The 23,698-nt window shown below is 34.2% G+C and carries 21 protein-coding genes and 1 pseudogene; all 22 read left to right on the top strand.

Features of this window, described 5'->3' with window-relative positions; translation table 11 throughout:
* The 22 genes and pseudogenes from JCM15124_RS10020 to JCM15124_RS09920 all read left to right on the top strand — a co-directional run bounded on the left by JCM15124_RS10020 (position 1) and on the right by JCM15124_RS09920 (position 23,505).
* Positions 1-654 (top strand): HD domain-containing protein, encoded by a 654-nt coding sequence (locus JCM15124_RS10020; protein ID WP_024999318.1) that lies wholly within the window; start codon positions 1-3, stop codon positions 652-654.
* 42 nt (positions 655-696) lie between these two features.
* On the top strand, positions 697-1,164 hold the full coding sequence (locus JCM15124_RS10015; RefSeq protein ID WP_024999317.1) for a nucleoside deaminase: 468 nt from the start codon (positions 697-699) through the stop codon (positions 1,162-1,164).
* Between the two features lie 894 nt (positions 1,165-2,058).
* A complete protein-coding gene (locus JCM15124_RS10010; protein ID WP_024999316.1) occupies positions 2,059-3,267 on the top strand; it encodes a GDP-L-fucose synthase family protein in 1,209 nt (402 codons plus the stop codon).
* A gap of 12 nt (positions 3,268-3,279) precedes the next feature.
* On the top strand, positions 3,280-4,530 hold the full coding sequence (locus JCM15124_RS10005; protein ID WP_024999315.1) for a hypothetical protein: 1,251 nt from the start codon (positions 3,280-3,282) through the stop codon (positions 4,528-4,530).
* A 29-nt stretch (positions 4,531-4,559) separates the two neighbouring features.
* Positions 4,560-4,748, top strand: a complete 189-nt coding sequence (locus JCM15124_RS10000; RefSeq protein ID WP_024999314.1) for a hypothetical protein — start codon at positions 4,560-4,562, stop codon at positions 4,746-4,748.
* Positions 4,749-4,820: 72 nt separating this feature from the next.
* A complete protein-coding gene (locus tag JCM15124_RS09995) occupies positions 4,821-6,353 on the top strand; it encodes an oligosaccharide flippase family protein (RefSeq protein WP_024999313.1) in 1,533 nt (510 codons plus the stop codon).
* On the top strand, positions 6,353-7,657 hold the full coding sequence (locus JCM15124_RS09990; RefSeq protein WP_024999312.1) for a Coenzyme F420 hydrogenase/dehydrogenase, beta subunit C-terminal domain: 1,305 nt from the start codon (positions 6,353-6,355) through the stop codon (positions 7,655-7,657). Before JCM15124_RS09995 ends, JCM15124_RS09990 begins: the two co-directional genes overlap by 1 nt.
* The gene (locus tag JCM15124_RS09985) at positions 7,645-8,781 is read left to right on the top strand and encodes a polysaccharide pyruvyl transferase family protein (protein WP_024999311.1); all 1,137 of its coding nucleotides are present in this window, start codon (positions 7,645-7,647) and stop codon (positions 8,779-8,781) included. The genes JCM15124_RS09990 and JCM15124_RS09985 overlap by 13 nt, the downstream gene beginning before the upstream one ends.
* Before the next feature lie 30 nt (positions 8,782-8,811).
* The gene (locus tag JCM15124_RS09980; protein ID WP_024999310.1) at positions 8,812-10,092 is read left to right on the top strand and encodes a nucleotide sugar dehydrogenase; all 1,281 of its coding nucleotides are present in this window, start codon (positions 8,812-8,814) and stop codon (positions 10,090-10,092) included.
* A complete protein-coding gene (locus JCM15124_RS09975) occupies positions 10,092-11,048 on the top strand; it encodes a glycosyltransferase (protein ID WP_024999309.1) in 957 nt (318 codons plus the stop codon). Before JCM15124_RS09980 ends, JCM15124_RS09975 begins: the two co-directional genes overlap by 1 nt.
* A 251-nt stretch (positions 11,049-11,299) precedes the next feature.
* Positions 11,300-12,004, top strand: coding sequence for a hypothetical protein (locus JCM15124_RS15980; protein WP_051527377.1), 705 nt, complete (start codon positions 11,300-11,302; stop codon positions 12,002-12,004).
* Between the two features lie 7 nt (positions 12,005-12,011).
* On the top strand, positions 12,012-12,485 hold the full coding sequence (locus JCM15124_RS14585; protein ID WP_051527376.1) for a glycosyltransferase: 474 nt from the start codon (positions 12,012-12,014) through the stop codon (positions 12,483-12,485).
* 53 nt (positions 12,486-12,538) lie between these two features.
* Positions 12,539-13,285, top strand: a complete 747-nt coding sequence (locus JCM15124_RS14065) for an EpsG family protein (RefSeq protein WP_232220157.1) — start codon at positions 12,539-12,541, stop codon at positions 13,283-13,285.
* Between the two features lie 398 nt (positions 13,286-13,683).
* Positions 13,684-14,734: pseudogene (locus JCM15124_RS14060) on the top strand (acyltransferase family protein).
* Positions 14,735-14,743: 9 nt separating this feature from the next.
* On the top strand, positions 14,744-15,628 hold the full coding sequence (locus tag JCM15124_RS09955; protein ID WP_024999308.1) for a glycosyltransferase family 2 protein: 885 nt from the start codon (positions 14,744-14,746) through the stop codon (positions 15,626-15,628).
* Between the two features lie 321 nt (positions 15,629-15,949).
* Entirely contained in the window at positions 15,950-16,876 is a 927-nt protein-coding gene (locus tag JCM15124_RS09950; RefSeq protein ID WP_024999307.1) for a glucosamine inositolphosphorylceramide transferase family protein, read from the top strand.
* 4 nt (positions 16,877-16,880) lie between these two features.
* Positions 16,881-17,993 carry a glycosyltransferase gene (locus JCM15124_RS09945; RefSeq protein WP_024999306.1) on the top strand — a complete coding sequence of 371 codons (1,113 nt, stop codon included), beginning with the start codon at positions 16,881-16,883 and terminating at the stop codon, positions 17,991-17,993.
* Between the two features lie 57 nt (positions 17,994-18,050).
* Positions 18,051-19,247, top strand: a complete 1,197-nt coding sequence (locus tag JCM15124_RS09940; protein ID WP_024999305.1) for a glycosyltransferase family 4 protein — start codon at positions 18,051-18,053, stop codon at positions 19,245-19,247.
* 7 nt (positions 19,248-19,254) lie between these two features.
* On the top strand, positions 19,255-20,370 hold the full coding sequence (locus JCM15124_RS09935; protein ID WP_024999304.1) for an ATP-grasp domain-containing protein: 1,116 nt from the start codon (positions 19,255-19,257) through the stop codon (positions 20,368-20,370).
* A gap of 9 nt (positions 20,371-20,379) precedes the next feature.
* Positions 20,380-21,015 carry a sugar transferase gene (locus JCM15124_RS09930; RefSeq protein WP_024999303.1) on the top strand — a complete coding sequence of 212 codons (636 nt, stop codon included), beginning with the start codon at positions 20,380-20,382 and terminating at the stop codon, positions 21,013-21,015.
* A 5-nt stretch (positions 21,016-21,020) separates the two neighbouring features.
* Entirely contained in the window at positions 21,021-22,367 is a 1,347-nt protein-coding gene (locus JCM15124_RS09925; protein ID WP_024999302.1) for a DegT/DnrJ/EryC1/StrS family aminotransferase, read from the top strand.
* Positions 22,368-22,395: 28 nt separating this feature from the next.
* Positions 22,396-23,505, top strand: a complete 1,110-nt coding sequence (locus JCM15124_RS09920) for a nucleotidyltransferase family protein (RefSeq protein WP_024999301.1) — start codon at positions 22,396-22,398, stop codon at positions 23,503-23,505.
* Positions 23,506-23,698: the final 193 nt, after the last annotated feature.

Raw genomic sequence — 23,698 nt, 5'->3', positions numbered from 1 at the left:
ATGGATAACAGAGTTGATTTAGACCTTATGGAATTTGTTGAACAGCAAATCCTGCCACGATATAATGCCTTCGGAAAGTCGCACGGGATTGGACATGTGCAGCGAGTGATTAAGAATGCGCTTGCCCTTGTACCTGCAACAGGTGCCGATTCCAATATGGTGTACGTGGCAGCAGCCTATCACGACCTTGGCATGGAAGGTCCTCGTGCCGTTCATCACATAACGAGCGGTAAAATTCTGACGGCTGATGCAAGGCTTAAAAAATGGTTTTCAACAGAGCAAATACGCATCATGAAAGAAGCCGTAGAAGACCATCGTGCCAGCAGTTCGCGCGTACCGCGCAGCATTTACGGCAAGATTGTTGCCGAAGCCGACCGGGAATTAGACCCCGAAATCGTTTTTTCGCGCACTGTTCTATACGGATTAGAGAACTATCCGGAGAAGAGTAAAGAAGAACAATGGAAGCGTTTCTACAATCACATCAATGAAAAGTATGGCAGAATGGGCTACATACGCTTGTGGATAGCAAACTCGCCCAATGCAAAGAAATTAGAATACATACGCGAACTCTTGGGGCAAAAAGCCGAATTGAGAAAGATTTTCGATGAATTATACAACGACATATTTAGAAAGTCGGAACAGAAAGAAACGTAGAGAACTATCTGACCGACCTGAATTTATAAATAAAAAGCAACAATGACAAACGAAGAACTAATGCGCAGAGCCATTGAGCTATCAGAAAATAGTGTGCGAAATGGCGGTGGTCCTTTCGGAGCAGTAATCGCTAAAAACGGCGAAATTGTAGCGGAAGGAAGCAATAAGGTAACTATTGACAACGACCCTACTGCCCATGCGGAGGTTTGCACCATACGCAACGCATGCCAAAAGTTGGGCACATTCGACCTTTCCGGCTGTGTAATTTACACCTCGTGCGAACCTTGCCCGATGTGTTTCGGGGCTATTTATTGGGCACATCTTGATAAAATCTACTACGCTAACGACCGTAAAGATGCAGGAAAAATTGGTTTCGACGACGATTTCATATATAAAGAAATAGCTCTTGAGCCGCAATATCGCAAAAAACCTTCGGAGATTTTGCTCCGCAACGAAGCCATCAATGCCTTCAAGATGTGGACATTGAAAGACGACAAGAACGAATATTAACGTGAGTTCGATATAAGAAGTATGCCGTTATATCATTATAAGATATTTAAAGAAAGAATGGAATGTGATTTGATAGGCTTATAATCAATAAGAAGTGAAATTTTTTCGCCTCAAATTCTTACACCGAACTCACCTTATTTATGACCGTTTTCGTTCAGCCAAATGAGCAATGCCAAATTTATTTGAGCATTGCCATGGCGAGAAAACGCACTTTTCGAGGAACGAGAAAAGAACAAAAGAAGGCAATAAAAACGTAAACATTTTTCGCAAGCGCAGCTATTACGTAACTATTTATTTATCAGAGCATTACAAAACCTATTGTTTCGCGTTCCAAAACCGTAGGTTTTGCACGGTAAAAGCGTAGGTTTTACAACGCAAAACCTACGCTTTCGCAACGCCAAAGCGATTATATCACTTTTTAACAGAATTATCTTTACAATATCAAACCAAAAACGCTCACTGTTTCATTCGTGAATTTGTCTAAAAACATCTGCGAGATTACTTGCTTAATTGCTGTCTTATGTCGAACTCACGTAATATTAAAGCGGAAAAGCAATAGTGCCATTTTACCCAAAAAGGTGCTGCACCGAGAGTGCAGATATAGTTGCACTTTATTAAAATTCTATACAATAAAATTGTTTCTATAAAATAAAATGTGTACTTTTGCAGGTGCAAATAATAAATAATCTTACTAAATAGCTCTGCGGGCATTATAAACCTATAGGCGGAGAATGTATTAAAGGAAGATTCTTACCGAGCCTTTTTTATATATTAAAAAGGTAGGAGTTCTTTTTTCCTGTATCAAAAACGCAAATAAAGCAACGCAACATACATTCTCCACAGCAAATAAAGCAAAGTTATTTATAAGAAATCCATAAACTACACACTGACACAATGTTGGTAAAATCATCAAAAATATATATTGCCGGGCACAGAGGCTTGGTAGGTTCAGCTATTTGGAGCAACCTGAAAGCACGTGGATACAACAATCTTATTGGACGTACACACCACGAACTCGACCTTACCAACCAGCAAGCCGTTGAAGATTTCTTCGCAAAGGAACGCCCGGATGCTGTCGTCTTGGCGGCGGCATTTGTTGGCGGCATTATGGCAAACAGCCTTTACCGTGCCGATTTCATAATGCAAAATATGAAAATGCAATGCAACGTTATTTCGTGTGCATATAAATATAAGGTAAAAAAACTGCTTTTCTTAGGTTCAACGTGCATCTATCCGAAAAATGCACCGCAGCCAATGAAGGAAGATGCCCTGCTTACTTCGCCATTGGAATATAGCAACGAAGAATATGCCATAGCAAAAATAGCAGGATTGAAAATGTGTGAAAGCTACAACCTGCAATACGGTACCAACTATATTGCAGTGATGCCGACAAACCTTTACGGACCAAACGACAATTTCCATTTAGAGAATAGCCACGTAATGCCGGCAATGATGCGCAAGGTGTATCTTGCAAAACTTATTCACGAGGAAAATTGGGACGCAATAAAGGTAGATATGAACAAACGACCTATCAACCCTGTTGCCAAACTCAGCGAACAAATTGGCAGTGAGAATGTCGATGGAAATTCGCCCAAAGAGCGCATACTGAAGGCATTGGCATTCTACGGAATTGAAAACAACAAGGTAACACTTTGGGGAACCGGTTCTCCTCTACGCGAATTTCTTTGGAGCGAAGATATGGCAGACGCTTCGGTGCACGTATTGCTCAATGTAGACTTCAAGGACATCATTGGCATTGAAAAGTATTCAAGCGTATTCTATGGAGTAAAAGCCGACGGAGAAGTAGACCGCAACAACAGCGACGGACGTGGCGGAGCTATTCCGAGTTTAGGAGAAATAAGAAATTGCCACATCAATATAGGAACAGGAAAAGAGCTAACCATAAAAGAGCTATCGGCATTGGTTGCAAAGACAGCTGCCTTTACGGGTGAAATAGTTTGGGACGAAACAAAGCCCGATGGTACACCTCGAAAGCTGATTAATGTGGACAAGCTCCACTCTTTAGGCTGGAAACATAAAGTTGAAATAGAAGACGGCGTGAAGAAACTATACGATTGGTATCAAGATTCGTTAAAGAACTGATACCTTATATATATGCTACTATCAAAGATACATACAGCTACTTGTTCTTGGAAAGCTTTAAGGCTCTTCCTTATCTTTATTCTATGCAACTTTGCTGCCGGCAGTTCCTATGCACAGCTGTATAGTTTTGAAGAAAAGCAATATACTATAAAAGAGTATAAGGAAAAAATCAAAAACAGAAAAACATACTCTTTTTGCAAAGTTGAAACAAATAGTAGAATTTGGGAAGTAGAGACTGATGCAGAGATAAATAGTGATAAACGCTTTAAAAGTGGTACAACTACAAAAGGTAATGGTGCTACCTTTTTACTTTTAAAAACATCTTTTACAAATTCAAAAATAAAAAGAATTATAGTCAATACAGGTACAAGTGTTAAGGACACCGCTTCTTTAAAAGGTGAATTAAAGATAAACGATAAACCATACGCACAACAAAAGCTTTCTAATAACAAAAATCCCGGAGAATGTTCCATATTATTCAATGCGGTAGATACAAATGGCTATATAGAGATAAAGTTATCTTTCGAAGAAGAGAAAGAAAGTTTTATTATTATTAAAAGCATCGAAATTGTAAATGAAATTAACGAAAAGGAAGACAATTCCATAGCTATCGCAAATAACAAAAACATAAAAGACAACTCTATACAATTAAGACGCACGCTATCGAAGGATTATTGGAACACATTCTGTGTACCTTTCAATATTGAACCGGACACTATAAAAAGAGTATTCAACAACCCTAAGCTAAGAGTATTTACAGGAAAGGTTGAAGGTACAACCATGATTTTCAAGGAAACCGACAGCATTAAAGCAGGGATGCCTTATATTATAAAACCATCAAAAGATGTAGTAAACCCAACATTCCACAATGTTATTATTACAGCCGAAAGGCCAAAAACAATAGCAGACACAACAGAAGACTATGCCTTTGTTGGCATTTATAGCCCCACCGAACTAAAGACAGACGGCACAGAATTGTTTCTTGGCGATAAAGACTATCTTTACAAACCCTTCGCAAACGACAAAAAAATAAACGGTATGCGAGCATTCTTCAGAATAAAGAACAACAGATCGCAAGCAAGGCAATCGAAATATAACATCGCCATAGACGAAACAACGTCTATTCCGCTGCCCTACATAAATACCACCCCACCCCACACGCAAGAAAAAATCTACACTTTAGACGGTAGACAAGTACGTTCTACCCATAATTTAAAAGCAGGCATATATATAAAAAACGGCAAGAAGCTATATATACATTGACCGCTTAAACCTTAAAATCCTTACTTTGAATGAAACACTTAAAAATATATAAACAACCAACTTCAACAACAATACATATTATAAACTCTCACTTTTTCACAACTTCATCATCTAAGAATGGTGGTGTAAACGAAAAAGGAGACGTAGAAATAAATATTAATCCAGAAGAAGGCGGAGCCAGTGGTGCACACGCCAAACCATTCGAGTGGGAAGAATAATTTTTGTTGTTTGAACACCTCCCATTAAGTTATTACTCACTTCTGAAATATTGCTTAGGATAATTATTAGTAATGTCAGATATTTCATCTAACAATAAACGAATTGCAAAAAACACACTAGCACTGTACTTTAGAACGATTTTTTCGTTACTTGTATCTCTTTACACAAGTCGAATCATTTTAAATGAATTAGGCATAACCGATTATGGTATATATAATGTTGTTGGTGGTTTTGTTGGAATGTTCACAATACTGTCTTCATCGCTATCAGGGGCTATTAGTCGGTTTTTAACATTTGAGTTGGGCAAAGGAAATATTGATAAGCTAAATAAAGTATTTTGCACATCAATTAATATTCAAGTAATATTATCCATTTTAATTGTTATTTTATCAGAATCTTTTGGCTTATGGTTTCTAACTGAAAAGATGAACATAGAACCAGATAGAATGTTTGCAGCGAAATGTGTATTCCACACTTCTATTATTGTACTTATACTTGACCTTATAACCGTTCCTTACAATGCTATCATTGTAGCGCATGAACATATGAAAGCATTTGCCTATTTGGGGATTATTCACGTTTTATTAAAATTAGCGATTGTACTTATTTTGCCATTTTTCTCTTTTGATAAGTTAATATTTTATTCCTTTCTTCTTTTGTCTACCTATATAATTATACGTTTTTTAAATGGTATATATTGCAAACGCCATTTTACTGAAACGGATTGGCACTTTTATATTGATAAAGCGTTAATGAAAGAGATGTTCGCTTTTTCTGGCTGGACTTTTATAGGTTCATCGTCTGCAATTCTAAGAGATCAAGGCTCAAATATCTTATTGAATTTATATGTAGGTCCAGTTGTAAATGCAGCTCGTGGCATAGCAGAACAGGTAAATGGAGCTGTAAATAGTTTTGCCTCTAATTTTATGACGGCTGTAAATCCACAAATAACAAAATCGTATGCAGCTAATGAAAAAGAATATATGTTGGACTTAATTTATAAGAGTGCAAAATTTTCAATGTTCTTATTATTATTTTTATCTTTACCTATTATGGTAGAGACACCATATATATTAACAATTTGGCTAAAAATAGTTCCTGAACATACAATATGGTTTGTAAGGCTAATCCTTCTTTATGCTTTATGCGATTCTATATCTCGGCCCTTAATTACAGCTATGCTTGCAACTGGTAATATTAGAAATTACCAACTTATAATAGGAGGTATTCAACTTCTCTGTTTGCCAGCTTCTTACATTTTTCTAAGAGAAGGATTTCTTCCAGAGATTACTCTAATAGTTGCACTTGCTTTAAATCTATGTTGTCTTATTATACGTTTAATCTTATTACGAAGTATGATAGGGTTAAAAGCAAGAGATTATATAAAAAATGTTGTTTTAAAAGTTTGTTTAGTAGGTGTAATAGCTTCTATTTTACCTATATATTTGTCATTAAGTCTGTCTGATAATTTTTTATCTTTTATTATTGTAACAGGAATAACGTTGATAGTATCTTTACTCGTTATTTATAATATAGGTTGTTCTGCTTCTGAAAAAAAAATAATAAAGAGTTTCATACTTAAATTATTCCATAAATTTATTTGATGAATAATATTCAAAGGATCTCTGACGCATATCTTTGTTCTAATTGTGGCGCATGTTATACGATTTGCGGTGTAAACGCTATAGATTTTAATTACTCTCCTATTGGGAGAATGTATGCAAATGTAAATTCAAATTGTATAGATTGTGGATTATGTACTAAAGTCTGTCCTTCCATAGATTATTACGATCTTCATAAAGTATACAAAGATATATATAAAGGTGAAATAAAGAAAGTATACGTAGGCAAAAGCCTTACACAGAACTTTTTTCAAAATGGACAAAGTGGTGGACTATGTACTTCTATTCTTGCATGGTTATTCGAAAATAAGAAAATTGATGGAGCGATAGTATGTAAAATGGATTTTGCTAAAATTCCATTAGTTCAACCATATCTTGTTACTTCTATAAAGGATTTAGAAGATAGTCAAAAATCTTGTTATACTCCAGTTCCACTGTTAAAAGCATTAAAGCAAACAAAAGGAATACAATCTATAGCATTAGTAGGCTTACCATGTCATATAGAAGGCGCAATAGCATTAAGTAAAACTTTAAAAAAATTTGCTAATATCAAGTATAGAATAGGTTTAATTTGTGATAGAACTTTATGTAATGGAGTACAAACCGCAATCTCATCTTTTGCTCAAACAAAAGAAAATGATGAAATTAAAATAGACTGGAGAAGAAAGGATTCAACTATAAATAATAAATACTATTCGTATTCTAATGCTCCCGTAGTTATATACACAAAAAAGAAAGTTTTAAAGGTTTTACCTAAAAACTATAGAATGCTCTTAAAAGAAATGTTTACAACTCCTCGATGCTATATTTGTTATGATAAATTAAATGTGCACGCTGACATTGTAATAGGAGATCCTCATGGAACAAGAGAAATAGATAAAACACATGGAAACTCTTTGGTTTTAGTTAGAACGGAACTTGGACTATCTTGTATTCAAAAGATGATGAACCAAGAAAAGATAAAGTTAGTATTAAGTAATGAAGAAGATGCTTTAAGAGGTCAGGGAATTGATACACGAAAGATAAGTGTAAATAACTTTGCTAAGGCTCTAGAGATATTATCCGAACATACAGAATCATATCTCTATAATTTTGATAGTAACAAAATAACAAGAGCAGAATTAAGCAAAGCTAAACGTATTATTCGAGAATTTATAAAAAACGATCACTTAGAAACAACAGAATTAATAAAACAAGCACATAATAAAATTATAAAAGGCACTAAAATAGTTCCTTTTTATTATAGAGTTGCCATAAAATTAAAGAGAATGTTATGGAGAAGATAGTTTTATCTGGAATAGGGTTTGTAAATAAAGGTGCAGAGCTAATGCTTTATGCTATATTACAAGAAATTGAAAATAAATTTCCAAATTCTGTAGTTTATTTATCAGAAGCTATTCCCCAAGGTTATGATTTTTCAACTAAGTTAAGTTTCAAGACACAATACCCTATATGGCTTAAAACTTTTAAGATACAAGGTATTATGGAAAGGTTAAAATTACCTTTTTATGATAACTTTATTGCTAATAAGATAGTAAAAGACGCAAAATATTTTATTGATGCAAGTGGGTTTCTTTTTTCGGATCAATTCAATTTAAAAAGAGAAAACTATCAATATTGGTTTAAGCAATTGGCAAAATATAAAGAACAAGGAACCAAAATAATATTCTTACCGCAAGCATTTGGCCCCATAGAGAATAAATATACAAAAGATATTATAGATGTTATATGCGAAAAAGCAGATTTAATTTTTGCACGAGAAAAAGTTTCGTTAGATTATTTAAAACAAATAAAACAAACTAAGGATAATGTTTTAATGTATCCAGATTTTACATCTTTAATTGATGGGATCATACCTTCTAAATACTCGTACTTAAGTAATGGAATCTGTATTATACCAAATGCAAAAATGGTATCTCAAGGAATAGTTACAATAGAAGAATATATTAATATCTTAACTCAAATCATAAATCAAACTACTTCAACTAAACATAAGACTTATCTATTAAACCATGAGGGAATAGGTGATGAAGATATAATAGCCAAATGCAAGCAATATCTTGGAAAAGATATAGAAATCGTAACAGGATTAAATGCATTAGAGGTAAAGGGAATGATCTCGTCTTCATACCTCTGCGTTTCTTCTCGCTTTCATGGCGTAGCATCTGCTCTTAATTCAGGGATACCTTGCTTAGCGACTAGTTGGAGTCATAAGTATGAAGAGCTTTTTAAGCTTTACCAACAAACAGATTGTATCTTAAATACAAAAGATTTAAACTCTATAAAGAATAAAATTACAGAATATATAGATGAAAGGAATAATTTATTCATTAGACAAGCAATAACAAAGATATTGCCTACTATTAAGATACAGTCAAAAGAGATGTGGGATTTAATTTGGAGCATTTAAAATAAATAGAATAAAGTTTAAGATAAAAATATGTCGATAGAGTACAAAATAGGAGTAATAGGTTTAGGATATGTAGGCTTGCCATTGGCAAGATTGTTTTCAACAAAGTTCAAGACCATTGGCTTTGATATGAAGCAGAGCCGTGTTGATGCATTAATGGCAGGACACGATGCAACATTAGAAGTTGATGATGACCTGCTGCAAGAAGCCATTAGTAAAAATGGGTTCAAATGCACAAGTAATATTGAAGATATAAAGGACTGTAACTTTTATGTTGTTGCTGTGCCAACTCCTGTTGATAGTAACAACCGACCGGATTTAATGCCACTGGTAAGCGCAAGTGAAACCATTGGGAAAGTAATCTCAAAAGGCGACATCGTTGTATATGAGTCTACTGTCTATCCCGGTGTGACAGAGGAAGAATGCCTGCCTGTTGTAGAAAGGGTATCAGGTTTAAAATTCAATGAAGATTTCTTTGCAGGCTATTCGCCGGAACGTATAAATCCCGGAGATAAGGAGCACACTGTAGAAAAAATAAAGAAAGTTACATCGGGTTCAACACCTGAAGTTGCAGATATTGTTGATAATATTTATAATTCCGTTTTAATAAACGGAACACACAAAGCCCCTTCGATAAAAGTAGCTGAAGCATCGAAAATTATTGAGAACTCTCAACGCGATGTCAATATCGCTTTTATGAACGAATTAGCAAAAATATTCAATGCAATGGGGATTGATACACGCGATGTTATTGATGCAGCAGCATCGAAATGGAACTTTATAAAATTAAGTCCAGGGTTAGTAGGCGGGCACTGTATCAGCGTAGACCCATATTACTTAATTCAAAAAGCACAAGTATATGGCGTTCTTCCTCGCATAATGTCGAGTGCACGACGTCTGAACGATGGCATGGGCGATTACGTTGCCAACCAAACCATAAAATGTATGAACAAGAAAGGCATTATGGTAAAAGATGCCAACATTCTTATTCTTGGTATAACATTCAAAGAAAACTGTCCAGATGTAAGAAATACAAAAGTGGTAGATATTTATCAAACACTATTGGAATACAGCAACAATATAACGGTTTACGACCCTTGGGCTAATCCTGAAATCGTAAAGAGACACTACAACATCGATACAAAACAAGAATTAGAACAGATTGAAGCAACAAAATATGATGCCGTGATTTTAGCAGTTTCCCATAAAGAATTTCTTAATATAGACATACGCTCCTTGCTAAAAGAAAAAGGAATAGTTTACGATGTCAAGGGTGTGCTGCCTACTAATATAATAGATGCAAGGCTATAATGAAAATAAGTTTTGTAATACCTATCTATAATGCAGAATTATACTTGAATAAATGCATAGAAAGCATTTATAATTCAGCATTAACAAATTCAGAGGTAGAAATCATTATGATTGATGATGGTTCTACTGACAACAGTGCCAAAGTAGCAAAGCAAATATGCCAACAACACAAGAATACAACACTTATAGAACAAGAAAATCAAGGGTCAAGCGCAGCACGTAATGTTGGTATAGAAAAAGCTACGGGCGATTATATTTGGTTCATAGATAGCGATGATTATTTAGAATCTTCACTATTAGGAAGAATTAAAAAAGACATTATAGAAAATAACTTTCCTGATATATTTGCTATTCAATTAAAACTTATTGATGGAAAAACTACTCGTATAGAATGTTCTCAACAAAAGGTAAAGCATAATGTTGTCTTAAAAGGACGTGATGCTATTCTAACTGGTTACCAGCCTTCATCAGCATGTGCAATAATCTGTAAGAGAGATTTTATCAAAAAACATCAACTAAGTTTTTATGTTGGTATCTCTCATCAAGATGTTGAATTTTCAATGCGGGCAGTAGCATTGGCTAAAAACATTTATTTCTCAGACTACCAAGCCTATATCTATATAAAACATAGTGGCTCTGTTTCCAAACCGAAAACTGTAGAAAGACAATATTTCTATACTATTGGCGATATGTATGTTGCATTATCTCACCAGAAGTTTATAAAAACACTTGAAGATAAAGAACTGCAAGATTATATTCTTAGATGGAGTAATAATATCTTGTTTAATCTCGTATTATCCATAAAGCGTAGTAATAGTCCTCTAATAGATAAAAACTTTAGAAAAAAAGTTCTCAATGAAATGAAAAGTCATGGAGTTTTTCCCCTTCAAGGTCCTTTTACTTCATGGAGAATATGGATTTTAAGCAAACTGTTAAATCTTCGTTATATAAACTAACGTGAATTCAACAAATTATAGGCGTCTCTTTAAAGGATACTCCAGGGGAACTATTTAACCTCCATTGGCGCAGTAGATGGAGATAGCGACAAGTCCTACTTCAGTGGGGCACTACTTATACTTCAGTGCCCCACTACTTATACTTTAGTTGTTATTAACATTTTACTCTTTTTTTATATAAAACATTCAGTACTATAAAATAACTTGTTGAGCTTATACAATATAAATACTCTCTAAATAATATTCATACGATGAAAATTATTTTAATTACATACGTTACTCCAACACCTGATAATTTTAAAGCTGCATCAGCACTCTCTTTCCATCTATGTAAATACAGACCTGCTAATGTTGAATTAGAAATTTATAGTTTTAACGGTAATAATGTTCCTCAAAATGTGATACAACACATAGAAAAAGAACTTAATGCCAGCATTCATATAGTACCAACAAACAAGTATATTAATTACTTATTCAAAACGCATACTATTTTCCTTAAAAACTTTCTCCCCTACCCTTTCAATTATTACAATTCACTATCACCCAAAATAGTAGAAAAAATAAACAATAAAAAACCTGATGCAATATGGGTTAATGGCGATTTTATGTTGAAAGTTTTAAAACAATTTGACGGATATAAAAAAGTATTGACAATGCCTGATTGCGTTTGTTTATATTATGATCGCCTTTTGAAAGATAGTTGGTGTAGGCAAATTTGGTTAAAGGGATTAGGTAATAGGATACAGGCTGTTAAAAATAAGCAATTGGAAAAAAAATATCCAACTACAAATATAATTTACCATCTTGTTGGAGAAGCTGATAAACAATACCTTCTTAAGGTTAATAAAGGACTTGATGCTCATTTTATACGCCACCCACATTATAATTACACAGATAAAAAGCAAATATCATTTTCAAAAACTAAAATTAAAAATACTTATCGCAGGGCAATATAATCTATATATGTTTACTGCATTTAATGAAATTCTTCCAGAATTATGTAATCATAAAGAAATTGCAAACAATTACAGCATTACATTCTTAGGAAAAGGGTGGAACTTTGCTGTAGATAAACTACAGGAAGCAGGGTATGAAACCTATCAAATCGATTTTGTAGACGTGTATTTAGATGAAATCATTAAATATGACATTCAGCTCACTCCTATTTCAGTCGGAACAGGAACTAAAGGGAAAGTTCTTGATGCACTTGCAAATGGATTACTTATAATTGGTACACCGTATGCAATGGAAAACATTGCAGTCGAAAACAATAAATCGTGCATTATTTATAAAGATGCCAAGCAACTAATTTCTATCTTAAAAGAAATCCCCTTGCAAAAAGAAAAATATGAAGTCATGGCTGAAGAGGGAAGAAAATGTGTACTGACAATGCATGACAGAAAAAAGGTTGCAAAAGAACTGTTTGATTTATTTTAGACAGAAATCATTATTAATACCTGTCTATTTAAATCATTAAATAATATTTTAACATGATTGTATACATCATTCTTTTTCTTATCCCTACCGTTTTATATTTCTATTATAAAGACAATAAACAGGCTTCTTACAAACCCTTTTTATTCTTTTTTATTTCGTTAGCTGCATTTGTTGGATTGGGCGATATGTTAGGCGGTTACGATCGATACATCTATGGCGAGCTGTTTGATAATTTAGCAGACCAATTGAAAATTGGGACTCCAATAATGTTTTCTGATATTTATCAAATATACAATACAGAATTTGGCTATATAGGGTTCAACTGGGCAATAGCCCATATAACAAGCAACAGGTATATTTTTATCTTCCTCTATACTATCTGTATGTATGCCATTATTTTACATAGTTTCAAAAAATATGCTAAAAATTACCCTTTGGCATGTATTCTGTTTATGGCATTGGTATTCTATTTCTCCTTTACATATCTTCGACAGATGTTTGCCGCTGCTATTATAGGGCTTTCTATTAAATATATCATCGAAAGAAAATTTTTAAAGTATTGTGCCGTTATCTTCGCAGCGTTTTCATTCCATAATTCTGCTGTTATTTTCTTCCCTATGTATTTTATTGCGAATAGAAAATATTCAAAAGCACATATATTGTTATTAATGGCTGCATGCTTCATTATTGGTGTAACCGGAATATCAAGCAGCTTTATAATCTATTTGACGATATATCAACTCGTGCAGCACATGGTGATTATGCTATTCAAGGAGATACCCGTATCGCCTACATTTTAGAGGCAGGATTTTTTCTCTTTTTTCTAATTAATTCTTATCGACATTTACCAGATACCAAGCAAAGTGTTGTTTTATACAATATAGCCTTAGCATTTTGTGCTGTTTTGCTGTTGTTTATTCGTTCTGAAAACGGAGGACGCTTAAGTTGGTATTTTGTATATGGTTTGATATTCTCACTAACACAGTTATTAACAACTAAAAATGGTAAACGTCATCATTTCGACTTATATATAATAGCTGTAAGTTTATTTCTATTTTTACGAATAACTATTGAATGGTCTTTTAATATGTGCCCATACAAAACTTTCCTGACTCCGGGACATACAGCTGCAGAATGGATTTATGAAAGGTATGAATACGATCTTAAATATGATATGGATAAATTCTATCGATAAATTATGAAAGAAATCCCTATAAAAAAACGAGAGAGTAATTTTGAATTACTTAGAATCATAGCAATGTTACTTGTTATGATTACTCATGCAACATTCTTATCTTTAGGTATTCCTACACATGAAGACTCTATAAGTACTCCTTACAATTCTTTTGGAATTTTTCTTTCACAATCATTTTCTACTGTATGTGTCAATATCTTTATTTTACTATCAGGTTGGTTCGGTATAAAGGCAAATTTAAAAAGATTTTCAGAATTTATCTTTCAACTTTTTTTTCTTTACAAGTATTATTTTTATAGGGTTTTACATCTTTTCTCCTAATGTTATTGCAAATACAGATGCACTCCTTACCTTCTTTATGTTTCATAGCTCTGACTATTGGTTTGTCAAAGCATATATCGGGCTATATCTATTTTCTCCTATTTTAAATACGTTTGCAGAAAGGGCTTCACAAAAACAACTTGGTTATTTCCTTATCTCCTTCTTTATTTTTCAAACTATTTATGGCTGGCTCAGCATTGATGGAGTACAATGGATCGGAGGGGGATATTCTGCAGTTTCTTTTTTCTTTCTTTATCTTGCAGCAAGATATACAAGACAATATCTTTTGCCAGACATAAATAAAATAAGTCAGAGTATATATATATCGAGTTACATTAGCATTGTATTGTTTATTGCAATCTTGGCTTTTATCGTAACTCGATTCGGTCTTCCCATAGCAGGAAGATTATTTACTTATACCAACCCATTAGTTTTATTAGAATCATTGTTATTACTAATTATTTTTAGTCGAATATCTATAAAAAGCAAAATCATTAATTGGGTTGGAATATCATGTTTCTCTGTTTATCTTTTACATGCTAATGAATTACTTCTACGCCCTTATTATGGCAAAATTATAAATAACCTTTCGGTAACTGAAAGTACAGAATGGTTTCTCGTATTTACTATGCTTTTCATATTAAGTATTTTTCTCATTTCTATCCTATTAGATAAAGTGCGAATAGCTATATGGAATATTTTAATTTATAATTCTTTTAAACAACAACAATAAAAGATATTAATGCTGATAACCGTATTCACTCCAACCTATAACCGGGCGAGACTTCTTCCAAGATTGCATAAAAGCCTGCAAGAGCAAACTAATAAAGACTTTGAGTGGGTTATCGTTGATGACGGGAGTACCGACAATACAAAAGAAGTTATAGAGAACATAACTATACAGCAAGAGAATGATTTTCCAATTCGATACTTCTATAAAGAGAATGGAGGAAAACACACAGCAATAAATAAAGGGGTAAAAGAAGCGAAAGGAGAATTATTTTTTATAGCAGACAGCGATGATGCCTTATTACCCAATTCCTTAGAAATAGTTCGGAAAAACTATCTTGAGATTAAAGAAAACAAAAATATTGGAGGGATTTGTGGTTTAGATTGTTATAAAGATGGAAAACTTGTCGGTTCAAAATTACCTAAAGAAACTTTAGAAAGTAGTTCTATCGAAATTCGCAATAAGTATCGTGTTATCGGAGATTTAAAAGAGGTATTCTATACAGACGTAATGAAAGAGTTTCCTTTTCCGGAAATTGACAACGAACGTTTTGTCCCAGAAGATTTAGTTTGGAACAGAATTGCACAAAAATATAAACTAAGATGTATCAACCAATCAATATACCAAGTGGAATACCAAAAAGATGGTCTTACTGCTGAAATTATCAAAATAAGAATGAAGAGTCCGATTGCAACAACAATGTGTTATGCAGAAATGTTAGATTTATATCCTCCTATTAAAGATAAAGTAAAAGCAGCCATAAATTATTGGAGATTTTATTTCTGTATTGAGGATAAATCAAAAATAAGAAAAAGAATAAATTCTTTATGGATATGGCTATTACCAATAGGTTGGGCATTTCACATTAAAGACCGCATAAGAACAGCAAAGAGATAACTTGATAATCTTTTTTTATCAGCAATATTCACCACTCTCCTACTCTACATACATTCTTTTGTAAACAGAAAGAAAGCCATAAAACTGTAAATACTTTTTCAGAAGCACACTTATTTTTAACTTTCTATTTATCAGTGTGGTATAAAATATATTCTTTCGTATATCAAAAGCGTAGATTTTATCGTGTAAAAGCGTATGTTTTGCTGAGCAAAACATACGCTTTTGAAGTGCGAAAGAGTAGTTAATACTTCTTAGGAGGATTATCTTTACAAAACAAAAAAAATCTCTTACCTATATTAAACTATAAAAGAAAAATTATAAATGTCTCTCAAAACACAGATAAAGAAACTTACCGACGAGCGTTGGAATGTAGGATTTATTCAGAATTCTACGGAGGATATTATTAATGGCAGTGCTGTTGATGTAAAATGGATAATTCATAAATATAAAGACTCTTGGTTTGCCGACCCATTCGTTTTAGATGTAACAGAAAAAGAGATTACTTTATTAGTTGAAGAATTTTATAAACCTATAAATAGAGGACGAATTTCTAAGCTTACAGTTGATAGAAAAACATACATTCTTTTAAGATGTGATGTTATTTTAGAATTACCGACACATCTTTCTTTTCCTCTAATTATCAGGAGAAACAGTAGCTTAGGAGACCTTATAAAAGATATTGATACAGAAAACGAGAAGGCAACAGAACCTAATGTTTATATCTTGCCGGAGAACGGAGAAAGCGGACATTTATACATATATAGTTTTTCCCCGAAATCGAATAAAATAAGCTGCTTACACAGTGTTTTAGACAAAGCTGTTGAAGATGCTGTTCCTGTTAAAATTGATGAATATATATATTTGTTCTGCACACCAAGAGAAAATCCTAATGGAAACATCTTACACATATATAAATGGGCACCTAAAAATAAGCAGTTTCATTTTCTAAAAGAAATTTCTTTCAAAGAAAACATAGCACGTATGTCTGGCAATTTCTTTTACTACAAAGATAAACTTATACGCCCAACCCAAGAATGTAATACGCAATATGGTCATGCAGTTACATTACAGGAAACAGATACAACCAATTTTACTTTTAAAGAAATAAGAAGACTATACTCTGTACACCCTACATTAAATATAGGTAGCCATACCTTTAATTCGTATAAAGGAATTACAGTTACAGATGCCCTTGGATTTGATAGAATGTGGATTCGTAAGATTCTTAAACGTTTTAACTTAATATGAGCAGATGAAGATTCTTCAAGTCATTACATCTTTGGAAATAGGAGGTGCAGAAACCTTGGTTGTGAACTTGATTCCAAGATTGTGCGCATTAGGGCATACTGTGGATTTATGTATATTTAATGGTACGGAAACACCATTGATGCAGAGGCTTAAGGTTGAAAGTCCACAGACAAAGATATATGCATTGGGGTATGGTGTGTACAATCCACTTTATATATTAAGGTTGATAAAGATAATGAAGGGGTATGATATAGTTCATACACATAATTCTTCACCACAGCTATTTATTGCAATTGCCAACTTATACCGCCATATAAAACTCGTATCTACAGAACATACAACTTCTAATCGCAAACGCGAATGGAAATGGTATGCTCCGATTGAAAGTTGGATGTATGGACAATACAACTATGTAATTTGCATCAGTCAAGTAGCAGAAGAAAAGTTGAGGGAATATATGCGAGGTGATTGGATAGATAATACCAAACTTCGCTATAAGCATATTTCCACCATTAATAATGGTGTGGACGTTGATGCCATTTGCAATGCTACGCCTAATAAGGAACTTCTAACACTTAAAGAAAATAGGAAGGCGATTTTAATGGTTGCCGGTTTTAGAGATGCTAAAGACCAAGACACAGTTGTTAAAGCTCTGTCTGCTTTGGATAAAGATAAATTTGAAGCTTGGTTTGCCGGGATTGGCGAACGAATGGAAGAAGTTCAACAGCTGGCTAAGTCGTTAGGTGTAGATGATAGAGTTCGGTTTCTTGGATTAAGAACAGATATACCAAATGTTTTGAAGGCAGCAGATATTATCGTAATGTCTTCTCACTGGGAGGGCTTGAGTCTTAGCAATGTAGAAGGTATGAGTGCACATAAACCTTTTATAGCCTCTGATGTGAATGGCTTGCGAGAGGTTACAAAAGGATACGGCATTCTCTTTCCGCACGAAGATGCCAAGGCTCTTGCAAATGAGATTAATCAACTGGCAGAAAATAAGGACTATTATGATGAAATTGCCAACCGCTGTTATGCTCGAGCAATAGAATTTGATATTAGTAAGATGGTAAGCGGTTATAATAAGGTCTATCAAAAAGTAATTGGAAAGTTTGAATAGACCGATACTGATATATCTGAAACCGTTGAGAATATAATGTCATAAGAATTATTAAAGATGGCAAAGAGGAAACTGATAAGAGTTACTACCTCTGATATAAGTTTAGATTCGCTCATCAAAGGACAACTTAAATTTCTAAGTTCAGAGTTTGAAGTTATTGGTGTTTCTAACAATACGGGGGTGTTGGAAATGGTAGGAAAGCGCGAAGGCATTAGAACCATTGAAGTTCCAATGCACAGAGAAATTTCCTTGTTCTCCGACATCAAATGCCTTTGGCTGCTTTACAGATTATTTCGTAAAGAAAAACCTGATATTGTCCATGCCAATACCCCGAAAGGCAGTATGCTGTCAATGATAGCCTCGAAGTTAGCTTCTGTGCCTCATCGTCTCTATACAGTTACAGGGCTACGCTATCAAGGCGCAAATGGGCTTTTCCGCACTTTGCTTATAACAATGGAACGTATTAGCTGCTATTGCGCAACGAAAGTAATTCCGGAAGGAGAAGGAGTAAAAAAGACTTTACTTGAAGATAGAATTACAAGTAAAGAAATGCACATAATCCATAATGGAAATATCAATGGTATAGATACTACTTACTTTTCTGAACAGGCTACAATTGAACAAATAAAGCAAAATCTGAACCTTTCTAAAGAAACAAATTCAGAAAAAGCAAGAGATTTATTCAGAGAAAGCATTGGACTTTCTAAAAGCGATTTTGCCTTTATCTTCATAGGACGAATTGTTCGTGATAAGGGTATGAATGAGCTAACAGTCTGTATGAAACGATTTAAAGCAGAAAAAAAGAGTATGAAACTACTTCTTGTAGGTCGTTTTGAATCGGAATTGGATCCTCTTGATGCTGATAATGAAGAATTTCTTCGTTCGGATTCAAATGTTCATTTTGTTGGCTATCAGAATGATGTCCGCCCATTCTTTATAGCAGCAGACGTATTAGTATTTCCAAGTTACAGAGAAGGATTTCCTAATGTGGTTTTGCAAGCTGGAGCTATGGGTATCCCTGCTATTGTAACAAATATTAATGGATGCAATGAAATTATCAAAGAAGGTTTCAATGGTAAAATATTCTCTTCTAAGGATGTAGATGCTTTATACGAGAAAATGAATTGGTGCTTGAATAATAAGAACTGCGTAAAAGATATGTCTTCACAATCTCGCAAAATGATAGTTGACAGATATAGGCAAGAAGAAGTTTGGAAAGCGATACTACATGAATATAGGAAACTTTTAAAGTAGAGAACTAATGGAGTGTGATGTTATTGTAACATATTGTTGGAATCGAGTTGGATATAATATAATTCGTAGCCTTTATGAAAGGGGATTGAAAGTTGTTGTAGGCGATACCTCTGCATATAATATTTGTAGCATTTCTAAATTTAGCATAGGAAAATTCATATATCGGGATTTTAGTAAGGATGAGCAAGGTTTTATTGAGGATTTGAAGAGAGCTATCAAAGAATATTCCCCTAAGGTTCTTATGCCTACACATGACGAGACATTGATAATTGCCAAACATATAGATGAACTTCCCCAAGATGTCATTTATACCATGGACTCTTATGAGAAACAAATTCGATTATCAGATAAATATGAGGCAACGCTTTTAGCAGATTCTGTTGGTGTACCTGTACCACGTTTTATAGACGATATACGAAATGCCACATATCCGATTGTTATAAAGACTAAATTTGGAAACTCTGCTAAAGGTGTATTCTTTCCCAAAGATTACGAGGAAGCAAAGAATCTCTTACTACAATTTAACAAAAAAGATATTCTAGTAGAAGATTTCTTTGCAGGCAGAGATTATAGCGTTGACTGTGTTAGGTATGATAATTTCTTTCAAGCAAGTACATATAGATCTTTGGTAACCAAAACAGATGGTGGAGGTACGACTACGCAGAGAATCCTTGTTAAAATGCCCGAATTGGAAAAATATTCTAAACTAATCTTAGATAAAATTGACTATAAAGGTGTATGTGGCATTGACTTCAAGGTGAATGAAAAAACAAAAAATGCTGTCTTTATAGAGGTTAATGCTAGATTTACAGGTGGCTTAGCTACTCCAATGGCAGGAGGTTTTGACATACCTTACATTGTATATACTCTCTTTACATCTGGGAAATACAATCAAAGTATTTGCCCTCGTATAGGAACAAAAACCAAGTGGATTCTTGGAGATATTATTACTCTCATTGGAAAAATACTTCGTTCTTCTTTGACTATAAGAGAGTTCAAACAAATTATGAGTTGGGACTTTGATGCTTTTGATGATTATAGAAAGGAAGACAAGAAAGCTATTTTGGGTGAATTCCTTTATTATTTAATTAAACTAGTAAAAAATAGAAAAATGAATCCTTAAGTCAAAGTTATGTTTCTTAAATGGATATTTGATAAGATTGTTTCCGTCATTGGATTAGTATTGTTAAGTCCAGTATTATTAATTGTAACAATTCTCATTAAACGAAAGATGCCCGGTCCCATTCTGTTTTGTCAGAAACGAGTAGGACAACACGGTAAGCTATTCACTGTTTATAAGTTTCGGTCAATGACTGTTAAAGCTGAGGCATCAGTGGCGAGTAAAGATTCTGCGGCTACGTCTATAGCTTCAACAGAACAAAGTAGGATTACTCCACTTGGCGAGAAGCTGAGACGTTACAAACTGGACGAATTGCCGGAACTTTGGAATGTACTCAAAGGTGATATGAGTTTTGTAGGGCCGCGCCCCGATGTACCCGGATATGCAGACCAACTGAAAGATGAAGACCGAGATATACTCAAGTTAAAGCCGGGAATTACCGGACCTGCCAGTCTCAAATATAGAAATGAAGAAGAACTGTTAGCCTCTGTTGAAAATCCCATACAATACAATGATGAGGTTATCTTTCCTGACAAAGTAAGATTGAATCTCTATTACTTAAAACATTATTCATTTATAAAGGATATTCAAATGATAGTCTGTACGGTTCTCGGTAGAAAGATGAACTATGCAGGCGAAAATATATAATCAAGATGGAAAGAAAATATTTATGCCTCGCCCACATGAGTGGCAACGAACAGAAATACATTCAGGAAGCATTTGACACAAATTGGGTAGTACCATTAGGACCAAATGTGAATGCCTTTGAAGAAGAATTAGCAAGGTTTTGTAAGTCGAAACCCAACAAAATAGATTTCTCCAATGAAGTTTATCCACAAAGTATTCAGGCACACAACGACAATCCTGATGGGCTATGGAACGATGGATATAAAGAGTTAGAACATAAAGAAGTTGTTGCATTATGCTCCGGCACGTCAGCTATTCATTTGGCTTTGATAAACTTAGGCGTTAAGGCTGGTGATGAAGTTATTTGTCAGAGTTTCACCTTCTGTGCAAGTTCTCACCCCGTTGTTTATCTTGGAGCAACTCCGGTCTTTGTAGATTCCGAAGCTGATACTTGGAATATGTCGCCGGAATTACTCGAAAGAGCAATTAAAGACAGAATAGAAAAGACAGGCAACAAGCCGAAAGCAATTATCGCAGTTTACCTCTACGGTATGCCTGCAAAGATAAAAGAAATCATGGAAATTGCAGAACGCTACAACATTCCAATTGTCGAAGATGCTGCTGAAGGACTTGGCAGCCGGTATAACAGGCAAGTTGTAGGTACATTTGGCGAATACGGCGTAATGAGTTTCAATGGAAATAAGATGATAACCACTTCCGGTGGCGGCGCATTGGTTTGTCCAAACAAAGAAGCGAAAGACCGTATTATGTTCTTTGCAACACAAGCTCGGGAGGCTTTCCCATACTACCAACACGAAGAAATTGGCTACAACTATCGCCTCAGCAATATCTGTGCAGGTATAGGGCGTGGACAAATGACGGTGCTTGACGAACATATTGCACACCATAAACACCTTGCAAATCTGTATAAAGAAGGCTTTAAAGATGTAAAAGGCATTACATTCCATAGCAATCCGAATGAAAAATATGACTCTAATTTCTGGTTGAATACCATCACATTGGACAAAGATTTAAAGGTTATAGGTCAAGAAGAAGCTTATAACAAAGCAATTGCAGGTGCTGTTGGCGGTGCAGCAGGTGTAGTTCATTCAACAGGAAAGGTTCATACCGATTGCGAACCAAACACAAATGTCGAGGCTATGCGTATAGCATTGGATAAATTAGGCATAGAAAGCCGCCCGCTTTGGAAACCAATGCATTTACAGCCGGTTTATAAAAACTGCCCAGCCTACATCAATGGCATAAGCGAGGAACTGTTCAAGACAGGTCTTTGCCTTCCTTCCGGTCCTATGATTAGCGATGAAGACGCAAGATTTATTATCGAATCTATCAAAACTTCTATTGTAAAATAGAACTTTATGTTTCTACAATAATAACTTTATGTGTGTTACCAAACAGCTAAAGGAGTTAATAAAGAATGAATTATGGGACGAACAGCTTAGCCTTTCGTCAATAGATAAAAAGGATTTCTCTATTCTACAGAATATTGCAAATATGCAAACTGTAAATGGCTTGGTATATTCTTCACTTATCAACAACAATGTAAAACTCCCACAGCAAGAGGCTTTGGTTGCATTTGGAAGTTTAGAAAACATCAAGAAAACAAATCAACACCTTAATAAAAATCTAATATTCCTTACCGAACTATTAGAGAAACATAATATAAAGTTCTTTGTTGTAAAAGGACAAACAGTAGCAAACTCCTACCCTCGCCCACTCCATCGAGTAGGTGGAGATATTGACTTCTACTGTTTTGCAGAAGATTTAGAAAGATTACTAAGCATATTGCACAAAGAATTAAATGTAAAACCGAAACGTGATGAATCGGAACAGCATTATACTTTCCTATTTAATAAAACCTTATTCGAACTACATTTTACACTTTACAAGTTTGCAAGTACAGAAAATCAACAATATTTCGATAGTTTAATAAGCTCCGAACCGCCGGATTATACATTCATTGATAATAAAAAAGTCCCAACTTTAAATCCAACGCTAAACCTTGCTTATACTTTTCTTCATCTGTTTCATCACCTTATAGAATTAGGTGTGGGGCTTCGGCAGTTTTGCGATGTTGCAATATTGTGCCACAGAGCTGCGATAGCTGAACAAGAAGGAGACAGAAAGAATTGTATTGATAAAGCAAAACTTATTGAAATATTAACACGATTAGATTTTCTCAAGGCATTCACTGCAATTGGAACTATCCTTGTAGACGAGATAGGTTTACCGGAAGCCGAATTTCCCTACACACTGACAAAGAAAGATTATAAAAGAAAGAAATATATTCTTAACGTTGTGTATAAGAGAGGTAACTTTGGGAAATATGGTCGCACAACAAAAGTAAGGTCAGGGATTAAGTATTATATTGAGCAAACGAATATAAAACTATCTCATTATTACCATCTATTTAATCTTAGCAGAAAAGAAAACATTGCACTTATTACGAAAGAGATACCTAAAAAGATTTTCCAAGCAGTAAAAAGGTGATACGTACAACAATACAAAACAACCGATAAACAAAAAAAAGATAGAGTTTTTATACTCTTTTTCATAGAAATAAATTCTGTTGAGGCAGCTAAGCAGTAATGCTTGGTTGCCTTTTTTATTTCATACCGGCTAAAGTCTATTATCACACTGATGACAATTCAATATCATACTGATGAACGAAAAGAAGGCAAGG

Source organism: Prevotella falsenii DSM 22864 = JCM 15124, assembly GCF_000613945.1.
GTDB lineage: Bacteria > Bacteroidota > Bacteroidia > Bacteroidales > Bacteroidaceae > Prevotella > Prevotella falsenii.
The sequence above is the reverse complement of the archived record's forward strand: the minus strand, read 5'-3'. Positions and strand labels throughout refer to the sequence as shown.

Excerpts from the sequence above, each read along its gene's own strand:
- JCM15124_RS10020 (WP_024999318.1), top strand. The coding sequence starts at position 1 with ATGGATAACAGAGTTGATTTAGACCTTATGGAATTTGTTGAACAGCAA.
- JCM15124_RS10015 (WP_024999317.1), top strand. The coding sequence starts at position 697 with ATGACAAACGAAGAACTAATGCGCAGAGCCATTGAGCTATCAGAAAAT.
- JCM15124_RS10010 (WP_024999316.1), top strand. The coding sequence starts at position 2,059 with ATGTTGGTAAAATCATCAAAAATATATATTGCCGGGCACAGAGGCTTG.
- JCM15124_RS10005 (WP_024999315.1), top strand. The coding sequence starts at position 3,280 with ATGCTACTATCAAAGATACATACAGCTACTTGTTCTTGGAAAGCTTTA.
- JCM15124_RS10000 (WP_024999314.1), top strand. The coding sequence starts at position 4,560 with ATGAAACACTTAAAAATATATAAACAACCAACTTCAACAACAATACAT.
- JCM15124_RS09995 (WP_024999313.1), top strand. The coding sequence starts at position 4,821 with ATGTCAGATATTTCATCTAACAATAAACGAATTGCAAAAAACACACTA.
- JCM15124_RS09990 (WP_024999312.1), top strand. The coding sequence starts at position 6,353 with ATGAATAATATTCAAAGGATCTCTGACGCATATCTTTGTTCTAATTGT.
- JCM15124_RS09985 (WP_024999311.1), top strand. The coding sequence starts at position 7,645 with ATGGAGAAGATAGTTTTATCTGGAATAGGGTTTGTAAATAAAGGTGCA.
- JCM15124_RS09980 (WP_024999310.1), top strand. The coding sequence starts at position 8,812 with ATGTCGATAGAGTACAAAATAGGAGTAATAGGTTTAGGATATGTAGGC.
- JCM15124_RS09975 (WP_024999309.1), top strand. The coding sequence starts at position 10,092 with ATGAAAATAAGTTTTGTAATACCTATCTATAATGCAGAATTATACTTG.
- JCM15124_RS15980 (WP_051527377.1), top strand. The coding sequence starts at position 11,300 with ATGAAAATTATTTTAATTACATACGTTACTCCAACACCTGATAATTTT.
- JCM15124_RS14585 (WP_051527376.1), top strand. The coding sequence starts at position 12,012 with ATGTTTACTGCATTTAATGAAATTCTTCCAGAATTATGTAATCATAAA.
- JCM15124_RS14065 (WP_232220157.1), top strand. The coding sequence starts at position 12,539 with ATGATTGTATACATCATTCTTTTTCTTATCCCTACCGTTTTATATTTC.
- JCM15124_RS09955 (WP_024999308.1), top strand. The coding sequence starts at position 14,744 with ATGCTGATAACCGTATTCACTCCAACCTATAACCGGGCGAGACTTCTT.
- JCM15124_RS09950 (WP_024999307.1), top strand. The coding sequence starts at position 15,950 with ATGTCTCTCAAAACACAGATAAAGAAACTTACCGACGAGCGTTGGAAT.
- JCM15124_RS09945 (WP_024999306.1), top strand. The coding sequence starts at position 16,881 with ATGAAGATTCTTCAAGTCATTACATCTTTGGAAATAGGAGGTGCAGAA.
- JCM15124_RS09940 (WP_024999305.1), top strand. The coding sequence starts at position 18,051 with ATGGCAAAGAGGAAACTGATAAGAGTTACTACCTCTGATATAAGTTTA.
- JCM15124_RS09935 (WP_024999304.1), top strand. The coding sequence starts at position 19,255 with ATGGAGTGTGATGTTATTGTAACATATTGTTGGAATCGAGTTGGATAT.
- JCM15124_RS09930 (WP_024999303.1), top strand. The coding sequence starts at position 20,380 with ATGTTTCTTAAATGGATATTTGATAAGATTGTTTCCGTCATTGGATTA.
- JCM15124_RS09925 (WP_024999302.1), top strand. The coding sequence starts at position 21,021 with ATGGAAAGAAAATATTTATGCCTCGCCCACATGAGTGGCAACGAACAG.
- JCM15124_RS09920 (WP_024999301.1), top strand. The coding sequence starts at position 22,396 with ATGTGTGTTACCAAACAGCTAAAGGAGTTAATAAAGAATGAATTATGG.